General features: G+C 70.9%; 14 protein-coding genes and 2 pseudogenes. 3 read left to right on the forward strand and 13 right to left on the reverse strand.

All coding sequences use genetic code 11. The features are described 5' to 3' along the window. The 4 genes and pseudogenes from VKN16_22230 to msrB all read right to left on the reverse strand — a co-directional run. Positions 1-789 (reverse strand): AI-2E family transporter (locus VKN16_22230; protein ID HME96931.1); only part of this gene is annotated, 789 nt, incomplete at its 3' end. Between the two features lie 144 nt (positions 790-933). Then, a complete protein-coding gene (locus tag VKN16_22235; GenBank protein ID HME96932.1) occupies positions 934-2,013 on the reverse strand; it encodes a DUF3500 domain-containing protein in 1,080 nt (359 codons plus the stop codon). 3 nt (positions 2,014-2,016) lie between these two features. Then, positions 2,017-2,199: a hypothetical protein gene (locus tag VKN16_22240; protein HME96933.1), complete on the reverse strand. Its 183-nt coding sequence runs from the start codon at positions 2,197-2,199 to the stop codon at positions 2,017-2,019. An 11-nt stretch (positions 2,200-2,210) separates the two neighbouring features. After that, positions 2,211-2,642: pseudogene (gene msrB / locus VKN16_22245) on the reverse strand (peptide-methionine (R)-S-oxide reductase MsrB). Positions 2,643-2,702: 60 nt separating this feature from the next. Between msrB and VKN16_22250 the strand changes: the two are divergent. Then, positions 2,703-3,590, forward strand: a complete 888-nt coding sequence (locus tag VKN16_22250) for an ABC transporter substrate-binding protein (protein ID HME96934.1) — start codon at positions 2,703-2,705, stop codon at positions 3,588-3,590. Between the two features lie 29 nt (positions 3,591-3,619). On the opposite strand, the gene VKN16_22255 is transcribed toward VKN16_22250, so the two are convergent. Together VKN16_22255 and VKN16_22260 are read right to left on the reverse strand one after the other, a co-directional pair. Beyond that, positions 3,620-4,861 (reverse strand): acyl-CoA dehydrogenase family protein, encoded by a 1,242-nt coding sequence (locus VKN16_22255; protein HME96935.1) that lies wholly within the window; start codon positions 4,859-4,861, stop codon positions 3,620-3,622. A gap of 9 nt (positions 4,862-4,870) precedes the next feature. Then, positions 4,871-5,986, reverse strand: coding sequence for an acyl-CoA dehydrogenase family protein (locus VKN16_22260; GenBank protein ID HME96936.1), 1,116 nt, complete (start codon positions 5,984-5,986; stop codon positions 4,871-4,873). A gap of 164 nt (positions 5,987-6,150) precedes the next feature. Between VKN16_22260 and VKN16_22265 the strand changes: the two genes are divergently transcribed. Then, entirely contained in the window at positions 6,151-7,245 is a 1,095-nt protein-coding gene (locus VKN16_22265; GenBank protein HME96937.1) for a Zn-dependent alcohol dehydrogenase, read from the forward strand. Positions 7,246-7,360: 115 nt separating this feature from the next. Here the strand turns inward: VKN16_22265 and VKN16_22270 are convergent, their stop codons facing one another. The 4 genes from VKN16_22270 to VKN16_22285 all read right to left on the reverse strand — a co-directional run bounded on the left by VKN16_22270 (position 7,361) and on the right by VKN16_22285 (position 11,256). Next, positions 7,361-8,812 (reverse strand): amidase, encoded by a 1,452-nt coding sequence (locus VKN16_22270; protein ID HME96938.1) that lies wholly within the window; start codon positions 8,810-8,812, stop codon positions 7,361-7,363. Then, positions 8,767-8,919 (reverse strand): hypothetical protein, encoded by a 153-nt coding sequence (locus tag VKN16_22275; protein HME96939.1) that lies wholly within the window; start codon positions 8,917-8,919, stop codon positions 8,767-8,769. The genes VKN16_22270 and VKN16_22275 overlap by 46 nt, the downstream gene beginning before the upstream one ends. Continuing rightward, the gene (locus VKN16_22280; protein HME96940.1) at positions 8,916-10,298 is read right to left on the reverse strand and encodes an aminotransferase; all 1,383 of its coding nucleotides are present in this window, start codon (positions 10,296-10,298) and stop codon (positions 8,916-8,918) included. Before VKN16_22280 ends, VKN16_22275 begins: the two co-directional genes overlap by 4 nt. A 70-nt stretch (positions 10,299-10,368) precedes the next feature. Further along, positions 10,369-11,256, reverse strand: a complete 888-nt coding sequence (locus VKN16_22285) for a TauD/TfdA family dioxygenase (GenBank protein ID HME96941.1) — start codon at positions 11,254-11,256, stop codon at positions 10,369-10,371. Between the two features lie 101 nt (positions 11,257-11,357). Here VKN16_22285 and VKN16_22290 point away from each other — a divergent pair. Next, a pseudogene (locus tag VKN16_22290) lies at positions 11,358-11,612 on the forward strand (NAD-binding protein). A gap of 20 nt (positions 11,613-11,632) precedes the next feature. On the opposite strand, the gene VKN16_22295 reads toward VKN16_22290, so the two are convergent. From VKN16_22295 to VKN16_22305, 3 genes are all read right to left on the reverse strand, one after another. Next, the gene (locus VKN16_22295) at positions 11,633-12,487 is read right to left on the reverse strand and encodes a carbohydrate ABC transporter permease (protein HME96942.1); all 855 of its coding nucleotides are present in this window, start codon (positions 12,485-12,487) and stop codon (positions 11,633-11,635) included. A 2-nt stretch (positions 12,488-12,489) separates the two neighbouring features. Continuing rightward, positions 12,490-13,308 carry a sugar ABC transporter permease gene (locus VKN16_22300; protein ID HME96943.1) on the reverse strand — a complete coding sequence of 273 codons (819 nt, stop codon included), beginning with the start codon at positions 13,306-13,308 and terminating at the stop codon, positions 12,490-12,492. Between the two features lie 71 nt (positions 13,309-13,379). Then, positions 13,380-14,687, reverse strand: coding sequence for an ABC transporter substrate-binding protein (locus VKN16_22305; protein ID HME96944.1), 1,308 nt, complete (start codon positions 14,685-14,687; stop codon positions 13,380-13,382). Positions 14,688-14,710 lie beyond the last annotated feature (23 nt).

The raw sequence follows: 14,710 nt of genomic DNA on the forward strand, positions 1-14,710 counted from the left end.
CAGCGTGAACACGATCGGGACCAGCGCGGCCAGCCACACGCCGACGTAGGGGATGAAGCGCAGCACCGCGGCCAGGAAGCCCCAGAGCAGCGCGTAGGGCACGCCCAGCAGCATGAGGCCGCCGGTGATGCCGATGCCGAAGCTGGTGTTGATGATGGTCTGCATCAGCAGGTACCGGCTGATGCGATGCGCGGCCTCGTCCAGCACACGAGTGGTCGTGATCAGCCGGTTGTATCCGCCGAGCCGGATGACCCGGTTCCTGAGGTCCTCGCGCTCGATCAGCATGAAGATCACGAGCACGATGACCGCGCCGGCGGAGCCCAGGTACTCGACATAGCCCGGCAGCTGCCACCGGCCGGTGGGCTCGGAGCGGACGACGACCGGCGCCGCCGCCCCCGGCACGCGCCGCGTCTCCGTCTCCTTCTCCAGCTCCCGGGTCACGTCGGTCATCGCGGTCTGCATCTTCTCGAGCACGCCGCCGCTGCCGAGCCGCCTGACCTCGCCGATCTTGGCGATGAGATTGTCGCGATAGACCGGGATCTGCGTCGAGAGGGCCGTGAACTCCACCGTGAGGATCCAGAAGACGCCGCCCAGGGCCAGGAAGAGCATCGTCACCACGACGCCCACCGAGATCGCGCGGCCCAGCCCGAGACGGGTCAAGCCGGTGACGATCGGGTAGACCATGAAGGTGAGCAGCGCGGCCAGCGCGATCGGCACCAGTACGGCGCGCGCGAGGTACAGCGCCGTGACGCCCACGATCACCGCGACGACCGTGGCCAGCCTGTTCATCGCCTCTCGGTCGAGCAAGCCATGTGCCACCGCGGACCGCCCGGTAAACCGAGCGAGTTCGCCCAGTAGCTCAGCGCGCGGGTAGTTTCTTCGCGGTAAGGACGACCGCGCGCGGGCTGGCCGGCTCAGTCGCGCGGCCGGGGCTCAGGCGTGGCGATGGCCGCCGTCGTGATGTCCACGGTCGTAGTGGGCCTTGAGCGCGTCGAGGCCGAAGTCGCCCTGCGGATCGTGCCAGACCGAGTGGATGTGGTTGGCGTCGTTCTGGGTGTTGTCCAGCTCGATGAGCAGCGTCGGCCCGTGCAGCCGATAGTAGTGCGCCTTGCCGGGCTCGGTGCCGCCGGCCCACGCGAAGTGGATCTGCGTCGGGTCCGCCTGCCGCATGCGGGACAGCTCCTGCTCGGCCAGCTCGGCGCGCATGTTGCGCGCGTACTCCTCGACGAGCCGCAGGGCCTGCGCGCGCTGCTCCGCGCTCATGTCGGCAAGCGGCAGGCCCGCCGGCCGGGTCAGGCTCTCGCCGCGGCCCGGCCCGCTCACGATGTCGCCGAGCGACTGGGTCGCGATGATGGCGCGGGAGCGCTGCGCCTCGCCGAGGCTGCCCACGAGGGCGCGAGCCAGATCCTCCTCGGCGGCGAGCGCGCGGGCGCCCTTCTGCGGGCCCGACGGCACCTGGGCCGGATTGGCCCCGAGGAACGCGGGCGTCATCGCCACCGGCTTGCCCGGCGCGAGCAGGAAGTTGAGCGAGAGGTGATGGCCCTCGACACGCCAGCCCCACGGCGCCGACGGTCCCGGGTTGCCGAAGACGGTGAACGCGTAGTTCTCCTGATCGCGCAGGAGGCCGATGGTCTCGAGCCGGCGCAGCACCTCCTCCAGCCGGATGATGCTGACCGCCTTGCCGTAGCCCGCCGCGCTCAGGCTCACCTTCATCAGCTCGTGGGCGGCGCTGCGCGCCGGCGCCGGCATGTCCTTGAAGGCGACGCCCTCGCGCCGGCGCGGCACGTAGTGCCAGTTGAGGCGCTCCTTGTCGGAGACCGCGAACACCGCGCGCTTGCGCGCGTCGGCGGAGAGGGCGCCCAGGAAGGCGAGCGCGGCCGCCGCCATGGCCGCCCGCGCCGCCTCGGGGACCTCGGAGAGGGCGGGCGGCGACTGGGCATGACCGTGGCGCGGGACGGCTGCGGCCGCCGCGCTCGCGGCCAGGCCGTGGAGCAGGCGCCGGCGCGAGAGCACGGGCTAGGAGTACTTCACGGTGCAGCCGTAGGCGCGCGTGACCGGCGTCTTCACTGGCTGGCCCGCGGCAACCGCGTCGAGCGCCGCCTTGACGTAGTTGCTGGCGCCCTGCACGTCGGCCTTGCGCGTGGTGGGACGATCATCGATGGCGCCCGCGTAGGCGGCGGCGAGCGGCCGGATCGCCATCGCGGAGAAGCCTACGGGCGCGGCGTCACCTTCTCGAAGAGCGCGCGGTACTGGCCGTAGCCTTCCTCCTCGAGGCGGGCGAGGGGGATGAACCGCAGCGCGGCCGAGTTGATGCAATACCGCATGCCGGTCGGGGCGGGGCCGTCGGGGAAGAGATGGCCCAGGTGCGAATCGCCCTCGCTCGAGCGTACCTCGACCCGGCGCATGCCATAGGAATCGTCGGCGTGCTCGGTGACGTGCTTGTCCTCGATCGGCCGGACGAAGCTGGGCCAACCGGTGCCCGAGTCGAACTTGTCGGTCGAAGAGAAGAGCGGCTCGCCCGACACCACGTCCACGTAGATGCCGGACTCGTGGTGGTCCCAGAACTCGTTCCGGAACGGCGGCTCGGTGGCGCTGCACTGTGTGACGTTGTACTGTTCCGGCGTCAGACGCTGCTTGAGGTCCGGGTCGGCGCGCTTGTCGGTAGCCATGGCACCAGTGAGTATACCCTTGCGAGGCAAGTCATGAGCGATGAGATCAATATCGAGTTCACCCGCTTCTCCGCCTTCTATTCCCCGCTGATCGCCACGATGGCCGGCGGGTTCCTCAAGGAGGAGGGGCTGACGCCGAAGCACTCGATCGCCCCGGCCGGCAAGTCCGCGATCGAAGGGGTGGTGGCGGGGACGGTCCACGTCTGCCAGTCGGCGCCCTCGCAGGGCTTCGGTCCGCTCGAGAAGGGCCAGACGCCGCCCGCGGTGCACTTCGCCCAGATCAACGAGATGGACGGGTTCTTTCTGACCGGCCGCGCGGCCGATCCCTCTTTCACGTGGGACAAGCTGCGCGGCACGCGGGTGCTGGTGGACCACGGCGGCCAGCCGCTCGCCATGTTCAAGTACGCCTGCCACAAGCGCGGCCTGGACTGGGGAGCGATCCGGGCAGTGAACGTGCCGAGCGATCGCATGGACACGGCCTTCCGGCAGGGCGAGGGCGACTACATCCACCAGCAGGGCCCCGCCCCGCAGCAGCTCGAGCACGACCGCGTCGGTCACGTGGTGGCCTCGGTGGGCCAGGCGATCGGTCCGCTGGCCTTCTCGAGCCTGGCTGCGACGCGCACGTGGCTCCAGACGGACATGGCGCGCGCCTTCATGCGCGCCTATCGCAAGGCGCGCCAGTGGCTGCTGGCCACGCCGGCCGCGAAGGTGGCGGAGGCCGAGGCCTCGTTCTTCCCCGACATCGACCGGTCGGTGCTGGCCGCCACCATCGGCTACTACCAGAAGCTGGGCTGCTGGACCCCGCACGTGGAGATCACCCGGCCCGCGTTCGAGGCCGCGCTCGACGTCTTCCAGCACTCGGGCCTGATCACCCGGCGCCACCGTTACGAGGACGTGATCGCGGTCCCGCCCGCCGGCTAGGTCGCCTGGAGCGCGGGTTCGCCTCCGGGCTACCGGGTGCCCGTCGGAAGCTCGTCGAAGGGCAGGTCGCGGTCCACGCGCACGTCCTGGGGCAGGCCCAGCACGCGCTCCGCGATGATGTTGCGCAGGATCTCGTCGGTGCCGGCCGCGATGCGCCCGCCCGGCGAGGTCAGGAGCGACTCCTGGAAGGCGGCGCGCAGGGGGGCCACGTCCTTGTCCATCACCACGCCGCCCATGTCGAGCAGATCCATCGCGAACGAGGCGATCTCCTGAGCCTTGGGCGCGTTGACGAGCTTGCCGATGGAATTCTCCGGGCCCGGCGTCTCGCCGCGCGAGAGCGCGGTCATCGTGCGGAAGCGGGTGAGCCGCACGCCCTGCGTCTTCACGTAGAGGTCGGCCAGCCGCTCACGCACCGCCGCGTTGGTGATGGCCGGGCCGTCCTCGAGCACGGTGGAGCGGGCAAGGCCGAAGATCTCCTCGAAGTCCGGGCCGCGCAGGTCGCCCGAGGTGAGCCGCTCGTTCATCAGCGTGGTGATCGCCACGCCCCAGCCCGCGCCCACCGCGCCCAGCCGCTGGCCGTCCGGGATGCGCACGTCGGTGAAGTACACCTCGTTGAAGTGGGACGCGCCGGAGATCTGCTTGATGCGCCGGGTCTCGATGCCCGGCGACTTCATGGACAGGAAGAAGAAGGTGAGGCCCTTGTGCTTGGCCGCCTTGGGGTCGCTGCGCGCGACCAGGATCGCCCAGTCCGCCCAGTGCGCACCCGACGTCCAGATCTTCTGGCCGTTGATCACCCAGTCGTCGCCGTCGCGCTGCGCGCGGGTGCGCAGGCCGGCCAGGTCCGAGCCGGCGCCCGGCTCCGAGAAGAGCTGACACCAGACCTCGTCGCCGCGCAGGGCCGAGGGCGCATACCGCCGCTTCTGGCTTTCCGTCCCGTAGGCGAAGAGGGTGGGCATGCACATGCCGAGGCCGATCTCGAAGTAGCCGCGGGGGACGAGGAACTTCGTCTCCTCCTGCGCATAGATCACCTGGTAGATCGGGGGCAGCGCACGGCCGCCCCACTCGGCCGGCCAGTGGAGCGCGGCGAAGCCGGCCTCCGCCTTCCTCGCCTGGAAGGCCCTGGCGCGCTCGAGGCCGTCGTAGCCCTCACGCCCGGGATACCGGCTCTGCCACGTCTCGAATGCGCCGCTCTTGGGCTCGGCGTGCCTGCCGAGCCACTGCCGCGCCTCCTGCCGGAACTCCGCCTCTTCCCGCGTGTCGTTGAAGTCCACGATGCGCTCCTAGGCGGCGCCCGCCTCGAGGCGGGCCACCAGCAGATCCTTCCACCGGCGCGCGCTGCCGAGCATGAGCCCGGTCAGCTTGGCGCGCCGGTAGTGGAGATGGCAGTCGAACTCCCACGTGAAGCCCATGCCGCCGTGGATCTGGATGTTCTCCTTGGCGGCCTGGTAATAGGCCTCGCACGCGGCCACGCGCGCGGCGGCCGCGGCCACCGGCAGCTCGGGCGCGTCCGTCGACAGCGCCCAGGCCCCGTAGTAGGCGTTGGAGCGCGCCAGCTCCACCGCCACGTACATATCGGCGAGCTTGTGCTTGATGGCCTGGAACGACCCGATCTGCCGTCCGAACGCGAAGCGGCCCAGCGCGTACTCGCGCGCCATCTCGAGCGAGGCCTGCGCGCCGCCGAGCTGCTCGAAGGCCACCAGCACCGCCGCGCGGTTCAGCAGGCGCTCGGTGAGCGCCCAGCCCTGGCCCGCCGCGCCCAGCGGCTCGGCGGGCGCGCGCTGGAAGACGATCCGCGCGTGTGAGCGGGTGGGATCCACGGTGGCGACCGGTGTGCGCGTCACCCCGGGGCCGCCCAGGTCCACCAGGAACAGCCCGGCGCGTCCGGCGCCGCCGTCGGCGGCCAGCACCACGGCGACGTCGGCGACGTCGCCGTCCAGTACCGGCATCTTGGTGCCGGTCAGGTGGCCGCTCTCGACCCGCGCGGTCAGGTTGGCCGGCGTCGCCACGTGGGGCCCCTCGGCCATCGCGAAGCAGCCGATCGCCGCGCCCTGGGTGATGCGCGGCAGCCAGCGCTTCTTCTGGGCGTCGGTGCCGGCGAGCAGCAGCGCCTCGCCGGCCAGGTAGATCGTCGAGGAGAACGGAGTGGGCGCGAGGCTCCGGCCCAGCTCCTCCGCGAGCACGCACAGCTCGAGATAGCCGAAGCCGGCGCCCCCGTAGGATTCGGGGATCGCGGTCCCGAGCCAGCCCATCTCGCCCATGCCGCGCCACAGCTCGGCGTCGTAGGGCGCGGCCCCCTCCAGGATGCGGCGCACGCGGGCCGACGAGGCGTGCTCTCCGAGGAACTTGCGAGCCTGCTCGCGCAGCGACTTCTGATCGGCGGAGAAGTCGAAGTTCATGGCGCGAGGATCATACGGCATCGGGCAGGGCGACGCCAGCCGACCGGCCCTCTTGTGCCCGACGCGGGAGTTCGGGAAACTCCCCTCACCCCCCGGCGCCAGGTGACCCTCTCCCGCGAGGGGAGAGGGCAGGGTGAGGGGCGGTGAAAGAACAGGAGGAAATCATGCGCGCGACGGCGGCGGTGCTCTACGAAGTCAAGAAACCGGTGGTGGTCGAGGACGTGGAGGTGCTCGAGCCGGACTCGCACGAGGTGCTCGTGCGGTGGGCCGCCAACGGGGTGTGCCACAGCGACCTGCACGTGATCACCGGGGACTACCCGCATCCGCTCCCGGTGGTGCTGGGCCACGAGGCGGCCGGGGTGGTGGAGAAGGTCGGACCCGACGTCGAGACCGTGAAGGTGGGCGATCACGTCTGCTCCAGCTACATCCCGTCGTGCGGGCGTTGCGCCTACTGCATCGGCGGCCAGCCGACGATGTGCGCGCTCCGCGACAAGCCGCGCTGGTTCATGCACGACGGCACCACGCGCTTCCGGCGCAACGGCCAGCCGCTGCACCACTTCCTGCAGGTGGCGGGGTACGCGACCCACGCGGTGCTGCCCGAGCTGAGCGTGATCCCGATCCGCGCCGACGCCCCGCTCGACGTGGTCTGCCTCGTGAGCTGCGGCGTGCTGGCCGGCGCCGGGCCGGTGTTCAACCGGGCCAAGGTGCCGCCGGGGGCGAGCGTGGCGGTCTGGGGCACCGGCGGCGTCGGGCTCAACACGATCCAGGCCGCGCGCATGCTGGGGGCCGGCAAGATCATCGCGGTCGACGTGATGCGCCAGAAGCTCGCGTGGGCCGAGGAGTTCGGGGCCACGCACACCGTCGACGCCTCGAAGGAGGACCCGGTCGCGGCGGTGCAGCGGATCAGCGGGAGCGGCGGGGTGGACTTCTCGTTCGAGGTCGTCGGCACCCAGCAGACCATCGAGCAGGCGGTGCTCGCCACGCATCGGGGCGGCACCTGCGTGGTCGTCGGCGTGTCACCGGCGGGCACGCGGATCTCGCTGGACCCGACGCTCTTCCTGCAGCAGCGCGTGCTGACCGGCACCTCGTTCGGCGGTGGACACCAGCGCACGGACGTGCCGATGCTGATCGACCTCTACATGGCGGGCAAGTACAAGCTCGACGAGCTGATCAGCCGGCGCCTGCCGCTCGGCCAGCTCAACCAGGGCTTCGACCTGATGCTCCAGGGCGAGGTGAAGCGCAGCGTGATCGTCTACTAGCGAGATCGAGGAGTTCGGCGTCCGGCGGGGTCAGGTCTTGCATTACGACATTTTCATCGGGCTGCCGTCACGCCGTCCGGGTGAAAATGTAGGAATGTAAGACCTGACCCCGGTTCTAGCGGGGGTCGATCGGGGTCAGTCTGGGGGTGCGGGCTTCGATGGCGGTGGCGGCGTCGAGGCAGAGGTCCTCGCGGAAGCGGCCCGCGGTGATCTGCACGCCCATCGGCAGGCCGTCGGCGACACCGGTGGGCACCGAGACCGAGGGCAGGCCCAGGACCGGCACCGCGAGCTGCATGATCTGGGCGGCCATGAGCCGCCGCGTGGTGTCCGCGTCGACGAGGTCCAGATCCACCGGAAACGCCGGCTCGTTGGAGACCGGCGTGACCACGAGCGGATGCTCGGCCAGGAACACCTCCCAGAGGCGCAGGAAGTGGTCGCGGCGGGCGAGGCCGTCCAGCACGTGGCGCGCGTCCCGCGCGGGATGGAGCGCGCGCCAGAAACCGAGCGCGCGCTTGATGCCGTCGTCGCCGAACTGCTGCACCGCGGGCTCCAGCGCGGCGATCGTATCGTCCATCGCGATCGTGGCCCAGAGATCGGCGACCGCGCCCAGCTCGGGCGGCTCCACTTCTTCCACCGCATAGCCCGCCTCGGCCAGCGAGCGCCCGGCCTGGCGGACCGAGTCGGCCACCGCGGGCGCCACACCGCCGCGGCCCGCCGGGTTGGTGACCAGCGCCACGCGGATCGGCCGCCGCACCGGCGGGCCCTCGAGCGGCATGTCCACGCAGCGCGGGTCGTACGGATCGGTGCCGGCCATCGCGGCGAGCGCCAGGCGCGCGTCGCGCACCCGGCGGGTCAGCGGGCCCTGCACGGCCATGAGCTGCGCGGAGATCGGCCGGGCCGCCGGGGCCGAGAAGTTGTAGGACGGCACGCGCCCGTAGCTGACGCGCAGGCCGACCAGCCCGCAGCAGTACGCGGGGTAGCGCACCGAGCCCGCGATGTCGTTGCCGTGGCCGATCGCGCCGATGCCGGCGGCGGTGGCCGCGGCGGCGCCGCCGCTCGAGCCGCCCGGCGTGCGCGCGGCGTCCCACGGATTGCGGGTCGCGCCGTGCAGGGTGTTGTCGGTGAACCAGCGCATCGAGAACGCGGGCGCGTTGGTGCGGCCGATGACGATGCCGCCGGCGCGGCGGAGGTTTGCCACCACCGGGTTGTCGCGCGTGGCCAGCAGCTCCTTGAAGGCAACCACGCCGTTGTCGGTGGGGCAGCCGGCCATGTCCACGTTGACCTTGACGGTGATCGGCACGCCGTGCAGCGGACCCACCGGGCCTCCGCGCGCCAGCACCTCATCGGCCGCGGTGGCCTCGGCCAGCGCCTCCTCGTGCCGTGGGCGCACCACCGCGTTGAGATGCGGATTGACCGCGTCGAGCCGGGCCAGGGCGTCGGCCGCCGCCTCGCGGCAGGAGACCTTGCCGGCGCGAATCAGGGCGGCCAGCTCGGCCGCGGGCAGTCGCCAGAGGGCGGAGGCTATGGCCGGTCCCCGAGCGAGTAGGTCGCGTACTCGTGCTGGCACGGCGGGCCCACCGCGATCGTCGGGGAGCCCGGGTCCAGATCCGCGATCAGCGACGCGAAGGTGCGGTGGGTGCCTCGCAGGACGTGATGCGCGAGCGCCGCGGTCATGCGGCCGCCGCCTCCGGGCAAACCTCCGGGATCACCTGGTCGAGCACCGAGACGATGCGGTCGATCTCGGGGCGGGTCAGGACGAGCGGGGGGGCGAGGACGAGCGTGTTGCCGAGGTGAGCACCGCCGCCCGAGCGGCCCACGATCACCCCGCGCTCCTGACAGCGATCCACGAGCTTCTTGATCTGCGGCGCGGGCATGATGGCTTTGGACTTGCGGTCGGTGACGAGCTCGACGCCAGCGTAGAGGCCCTTCCCCCGCACGTCCCCGACCCACGGGTGGCGCGTCAGGGTCCGGAGCCCGTCGAGCAGGTAGGCGCCGTTCTCGGCGGAGCGCTGGACCAGCTTCTCGTCGAGCAGGATCTCGATGTTGCGCAGGGCGACCGCCGCGGCCGCCGGATGACCGCCATAGGTGTTGACCTGGTTGACCTGGCGGTTCTCCGACGCGTCGCCGATGAACGACTTGAAGACGGAGTTGCGCACCACGGTGGCGGCCATCGGGAGGTAGGCGCTCGAGATGCCCTTGGCCACCGTGACGATGTCGGGCTTCACCCCCGAGTGCTCGTGGGCAAAGAGCCGCCCGGTGCGGCCGAAGCCGTTGATGACCTCGTCCACGTGCAGGAGGATGCCGTACTGCTTGCAGAGATTGGCCACCGCGGGCAGATAATCGTCGGGCGGGACCGCCACTCCGACCGCGCTCATCACCGGCTCGATGATCATCTCCGCCACCGTCTGGGGTCCCTCGCCCAGGATCGTCGTCTCCATGTTCTTCACGCAGGCCAGCTCGCAGCTCGTGGGCTCGAGGCCGAAGGGACAGCGGTAGCAGTAGGGCGGGGCCACGTGGACGAAGTCGTTGCCGGAGAGCGGCTCGAACTTCATCTTGCGGTCGCCCATGCCGCCGGCGGCCAGGGTGGCCAGCGTGGTGCCGTGGTAGCCGTAGTAGCGGCTGATCGTCTTGTAGCGATTCTGCTGCGGGAACTCGTGGCGCGCGTACTGGCGCGCGAACTTGAACGCGGCCTCGTTGGCCTCCGAGCCCGAGCTGACGAAGTACACGTGGTTGTCGCCGCCGAGCAGGCCGTTGACCTTCTCGGCCAGCGCGGCCGCGGGCAGGTTCATCGCGGTGTGCGGATAGTACGAGAGCTTGCGCATCTGCGCCGCGGCCACGTCGGCCAGCTCGGTGCGCCCGTAGCCGATGTTCACGCACCAGAGCCCGGCCATGCCGTCCAGGTACTCCCGGCCGTCGGCGTCCACCACCGTGGAGTCCTGGCCGGAGACGATGACCAGCTGGTGCTCCTCCAGCTGCTTGTGAGGGACGATCGGGTGGATGACGTTGGCCAGGTCCTGCTTGACCACGGAGGGCCGGTCGGCGGTGGTGGACATGTCGCTCTCCTGTTCTCGGTCTACCGGGATCGGACGCGGTGGCCGGACGACGGCGGACGGGCGCGGGCGATCAGCCCCCGCGGGCCACCGGCTCCGGCGACTCGATGTCGAGCGTGGTGACCCGGCGCAGCTCGCGACGGTACCGCGCGTCGTCGAAGGGCGTCGCGCGATGCATGGTGGCGCGGTTGTCCCAGATCACCAGGTCGCCCACCCGCCAGTGATGGCGGTAGACGAAGCGCGGCTGGGTGGCGTGCTCGATCAGGTCACGCAGCAGCAGGCGACCCTCCGGGACCGGCCAGTCGACGATGCGGGAGGCGTGCGAGGCCAGGTAGAGCGAGCGGCGCTTGGAGCGGGGGATCGTGCGCACCAGGGGGTGGATCGCGCCCCGGAGCGCGTCCTGCTCGCTGTCGGAGAACTCGAAGCCGAGCGTCTGGCGCGAGTGGGCGATGGAGTGATGGACCCGCAGCCCTTCCAGCCGAGCCGCCTCCTCCTCGGGGAGGGCGTCGTAGGCCGCGCGCATGTCGGCGTACTCGGTGTCCGCCGCGATCGGGGGCACGACCTTCGCCGAGAGCATCGAGTAGCGACCCGGCGGATCCTGGAACGAGGCGTCGGTATGCCAGAGTCGATTGCCCAGGCTGTACATCCGCTTGCGGTTGTCCGACTTCATGATCTCGCCGTTCTCGTCGACGTTCGAGATGTCGCCGAGCGCCTCGTTGCCGAAGCGATTCTTGTGCAGCACGCTGCTGCCCAGCTTGGTGTGGAGCGCCCCGTCCAGACGCCGGGCGAAGTCGAGGTGCTCGGCGTCGCTCCAGACCTGGTCGCGGAAGACCAGGACCGCGTGCTCGTCCATGCCGGCCCGGATCTCCGCGAGGGTCGACGCGTCGCGGACCTGCTTGAGATCGACCGGGCTCACCTCGGCGGCGAAGAGCGGGTGGAGCGGGCGGAATGTCAGGGCCATTGGGCGCCTCCCTTCGGGAAGCCTAGGCCGCGCGGGTCGGCGAGTCAAGAAGTGGCGGCTCCGTCGACAAGCCGTCGCGGCGCGAGAAGTTCCTCCCCGGCGAGTACGAGCCGCCGTCCTTCGCGCTGCGCCTCGGTCACAAGGACGTGTCGCTGGCCACCGCGCTCGGGCGCGAGCACGGCGTCCCGATGCGCCTGGCCAATCTCGCGCTGGAGGAGATCACCGAAGCGCTGAACCGCGGCTGGGGCGACCGCGACTCCAGCACCTTCATGCTGCTGGAGACGGAGCGCGCCAACGTCCACATCGCAGTTCCCCGCGACCGGATCAAGCAGATCCTCGACGAAGACGCCCGCTAGTGCGGGGCCTCACAGCCTGCCTAGCCTTTGAGGCCGCTCAGTCGCACCCCCTCGACGATGCGCCGGTTGGCCACCACGAACACCACCAGCAGCGGGACCGCGCTCAGCGCCGCGCCCGCCATGATCGGGCCGTAGGACTCCGAGCTGTAGGCGCTGCGCAGGAGCGCCAGGGCCACCGGCAGCGGGAACATCTCGGGCCTGTTCACCGCGATCAGCGGCCAGAGGAAGTCGTTCCAGGCGGAGCGGAACGCGAAGATGGCCAGCGCGGCGAGCACCGGCTGCGAGAGCGGCACGATGATGCGCCAGAAGACCTGCCAGGGGCCGGCGCCGTCGATGCGGGCGGCGTCCTCCAGCTCGCGCGGCATCCCGAGGAAGAACTGGCGCAGGAGGAAGACGCCGAAGGCGAAGAGCATCGCGGCCTCCGGCACGATCAGGCCCTGGTAGGTGCTGAGCCAGCCCAGCTGCTGGGTGAGCACGTACTGCGGCACCAGCAGCACCGCGTTGGGGATCATCAGGCTGCCGACGAGCAGCGCGAAGATCAGGTCGCGCCCCGGGAACCGCATGCGGGCCAGCGGATAGGCGGCCAGCGCGCTGGTGCCCAGCACGACGACCACGCTGCCGATGGACACGACGAGGCTGTTGACGAAGGCCCGGCCGATGCGCGCGGTGCGGGAGGAGCCCAGCAGCACCTCGTGGTAGTGCGCGCCCGTGACCGGCCAGGGGATCCATTCGGGCGGCAGGCGAATGATGTTCTCGGCCGGTTTGAGCGATGTCGCCACCACCCAGGCGATCGGGGCGAGCCACAGCACGGCCAGCGCGAGGAGCGCGACGGTGAGCGCCCAGCTCTGCCGGTCGATCCGGGGCGTGGCGGCCACGGTCAGTACTCGGTGTGGCCGCGCAGCAGCCGGAACTGGAGCACCGAGAAGGCCAGGATGACTGCGAAGAGCACCCAGGCCATCGCGGAGGCGGCCCCGAACTGGAAGAAGTTCTGGAAGGCGGTCTCGTAGAGGTGCTGCACCACGGTGCGCGTCGAGTCGCCGGGTCCGCCGCCGGTGAGCACGAACACCTGCCCGAAGAGCTGGAACGAGCCGATGACGTGGGTGACCCCCACGAAGAGCAGCACCGGACGCAGGAGAGGCAGGGTGATGGCCCAGAACGCGTGCCGCGACGAGGCGCCGTCGAGCGCGGCCGCCTCGTAGAGATCCCGGGGAATGTCCTGGAGGCCGGCCAGGTAGATGACCAGGTAGTAGCCGGTCACCCACCACACGGTGGTGCCGATGATGGCCCACATCGCGGTGTGCGGATCGGCCAGCCACGAGCGCGCTGGCACCCCGATCGAGCGGAGATAGTAGTTGAAGGGACCCACCACCGGGTCGAGCAGCCAGAGCCACGCCAGCCCCACCGTGACCACCGAGAGCGTGAAGGGAAAGAAGAACACGCTGCGCAGCAGGCCGCGCAGCCGCCCGCGGTTGAGCGCCAGCGCGAGCACCAGCGGCACGGCGAGGATCGGCAGGGTGCTGGCCACCGTGTAGAACGCGGTATTCCACAGGCTCACCCCGAAGCGGGTGTCCTCGGCGAGCCGCGTGTAGTTGGCGAGGCCCACCCACTGCTGGGTGGGACGGCCCAGCCGCGCGTTGGTGAACGACAGGCGCAGGCCTTCGAGCAGGGGATAGAGACGATAGACGGCGAACAGCACGAGGCCCGGCGCGAGGAAGCCGTACGCCGTGCGCGTCTCGCGCGACGGACGAAGGTGACGCAGACGCGCTCCTAGTCGGGCAGCGCGTTGATCTGGCGCGCCAGATCCTCCATCGCGGCCTTCGCCGGCTTCTGGCCGGTGTAGACCGACTCGATCACCGGCCGAGTCAGGTTCTCGGCCGCGACCCACTTGGGCGTGGGCTGGCCGACCTGCCAGTTCGGGGCCTGCGAGAGCAGCGCCTTCAGCACCGGATCGCCGGTGATCCGCGGATCGCCGTGCGCCTTGCGGCTGGCCGAGACCTGGCCGGCCTTGAGGGTCCACTCCGCCACGTGATCGGTCATCCAGCGCACGTGGGCCCAGGCCGCGTCGCGCCTGGACCGGTCGACCGTCTTCACCTTGGGGAAGGCGTACTGGTGCGGCATGGCCCACACCACCGGCTGCTTGAACAGGCGCGGGAGCGGCACTGCCACGAACTCCACCTTGGCCTCGCGCAGGCCGGCGAAGTTCCAGGAGCCGGCGATCCACATGCCGAGCTTGCCCGCGATGAAGGCGTCGCGGCAGTTGGCGTTGGCGGGCGGGGCGATCTTGTGCTGGCCCTCGAGCGCGGCCCAGAACTCGGCGACCTCCAGCGCGGCGGGCTCGGTGACGGCGGCGCGCTTGAGATCGGCGGTGTAGATGTTGGCCCCGTTCTGCCAGAGCAGGTTGTGGAAGCCCCAGGTGTAGCGGCCGGGCCCCACGGTGCCGATGGCGAAGCCGAACACGTCGGGCGACTTGGCGATGCGCTTGGCCATGGTCACCAGCTCGTCGCGGCTGCCCGGCCCCCGCGGCTTGCCGTCGGCGCCCACGAGGCCGGCGTCCTTCATGACCTTCACGTTGAGGTAGAGGATGTGCTGCGGCACGTCGAGGGGCAGCGAGTAACGCTTGCCCTGGTAGGTGCCGCCCTGCCAGGTGGCGGGCAGGTAGTCGTCGCCGCGGAAGCCCTTGCCGGAGGCGGTGGCGTCGTCGATGGCCTCGAGCACGCCGTCGTTGGCGAAGTGCGGGACCTCCACGGTGTGGATCAGGGCCAGGTCCGGGCCCTCGCCGGCGGGCACCGCCACCTGCAGCTTGGCGTAGAGGTCGGCCCACGGCAGGCGCTGCTGCTCGAGGCGGATACCGGTGTCGCGCGTGAACGAGTCGATCAGCTCGTCCATCACCTTGCCGTCGGCGCCGGTGAGGCCGTTCCAGTAGGTGATGGTGGACTTCGGCTGCGCGCCGGTACGGCGGGTCCACGCGGCCACGCCGGCGGCCGAGACGCCGGCCACGAAGGCGCGGCGGCTCACCCGCGCGCGAGTGGGGGAGATGCCGTCACTGCCGTTGACGCCGCGATCACGAGCGCTCATGGGTTTCCTCCGGGCGAGACTGT

This window comes from Candidatus Methylomirabilota bacterium, assembly GCA_035315345.1.
In the GTDB taxonomy this organism is placed as follows: Bacteria; Methylomirabilota; Methylomirabilia; order Rokubacteriales; family CSP1-6; genus CAMLFJ01.

What these genes read in the sequence shown, in the direction of transcription:
- VKN16_22285 (HME96941.1), bottom strand. Translation starts at nt 11,256, where the DNA reads ATGGCCCTGACATTCCGCCCGCTCCACCCGCTCTTCGCCGCCGAGGTG.
- VKN16_22240 (HME96933.1), bottom strand. Translation starts at nt 2,199, where the DNA reads ATGGCGATCCGGCCGCTCGCCGCCGCCTACGCGGGCGCCATCGATGAT.
- VKN16_22275 (HME96939.1), bottom strand. Translation starts at nt 8,919, where the DNA reads ATGACCGCGGCGCTCGCGCATCACGTCCTGCGAGGCACCCACCGCACC.
- VKN16_22305 (HME96944.1), bottom strand. Translation starts at nt 14,687, where the DNA reads ATGAGCGCTCGTGATCGCGGCGTCAACGGCAGTGACGGCATCTCCCCC.
- VKN16_22250 (HME96934.1), top strand. Translation starts at nt 2,703, where the DNA reads ATGAGCGATGAGATCAATATCGAGTTCACCCGCTTCTCCGCCTTCTAT.
- VKN16_22280 (HME96940.1), bottom strand. Translation starts at nt 10,298, where the DNA reads ATGTCCACCACCGCCGACCGGCCCTCCGTGGTCAAGCAGGACCTGGCC.
- VKN16_22265 (HME96937.1), top strand. Translation starts at nt 6,151, where the DNA reads ATGCGCGCGACGGCGGCGGTGCTCTACGAAGTCAAGAAACCGGTGGTG.
- VKN16_22260 (HME96936.1), bottom strand. Translation starts at nt 5,986, where the DNA reads ATGAACTTCGACTTCTCCGCCGATCAGAAGTCGCTGCGCGAGCAGGCT.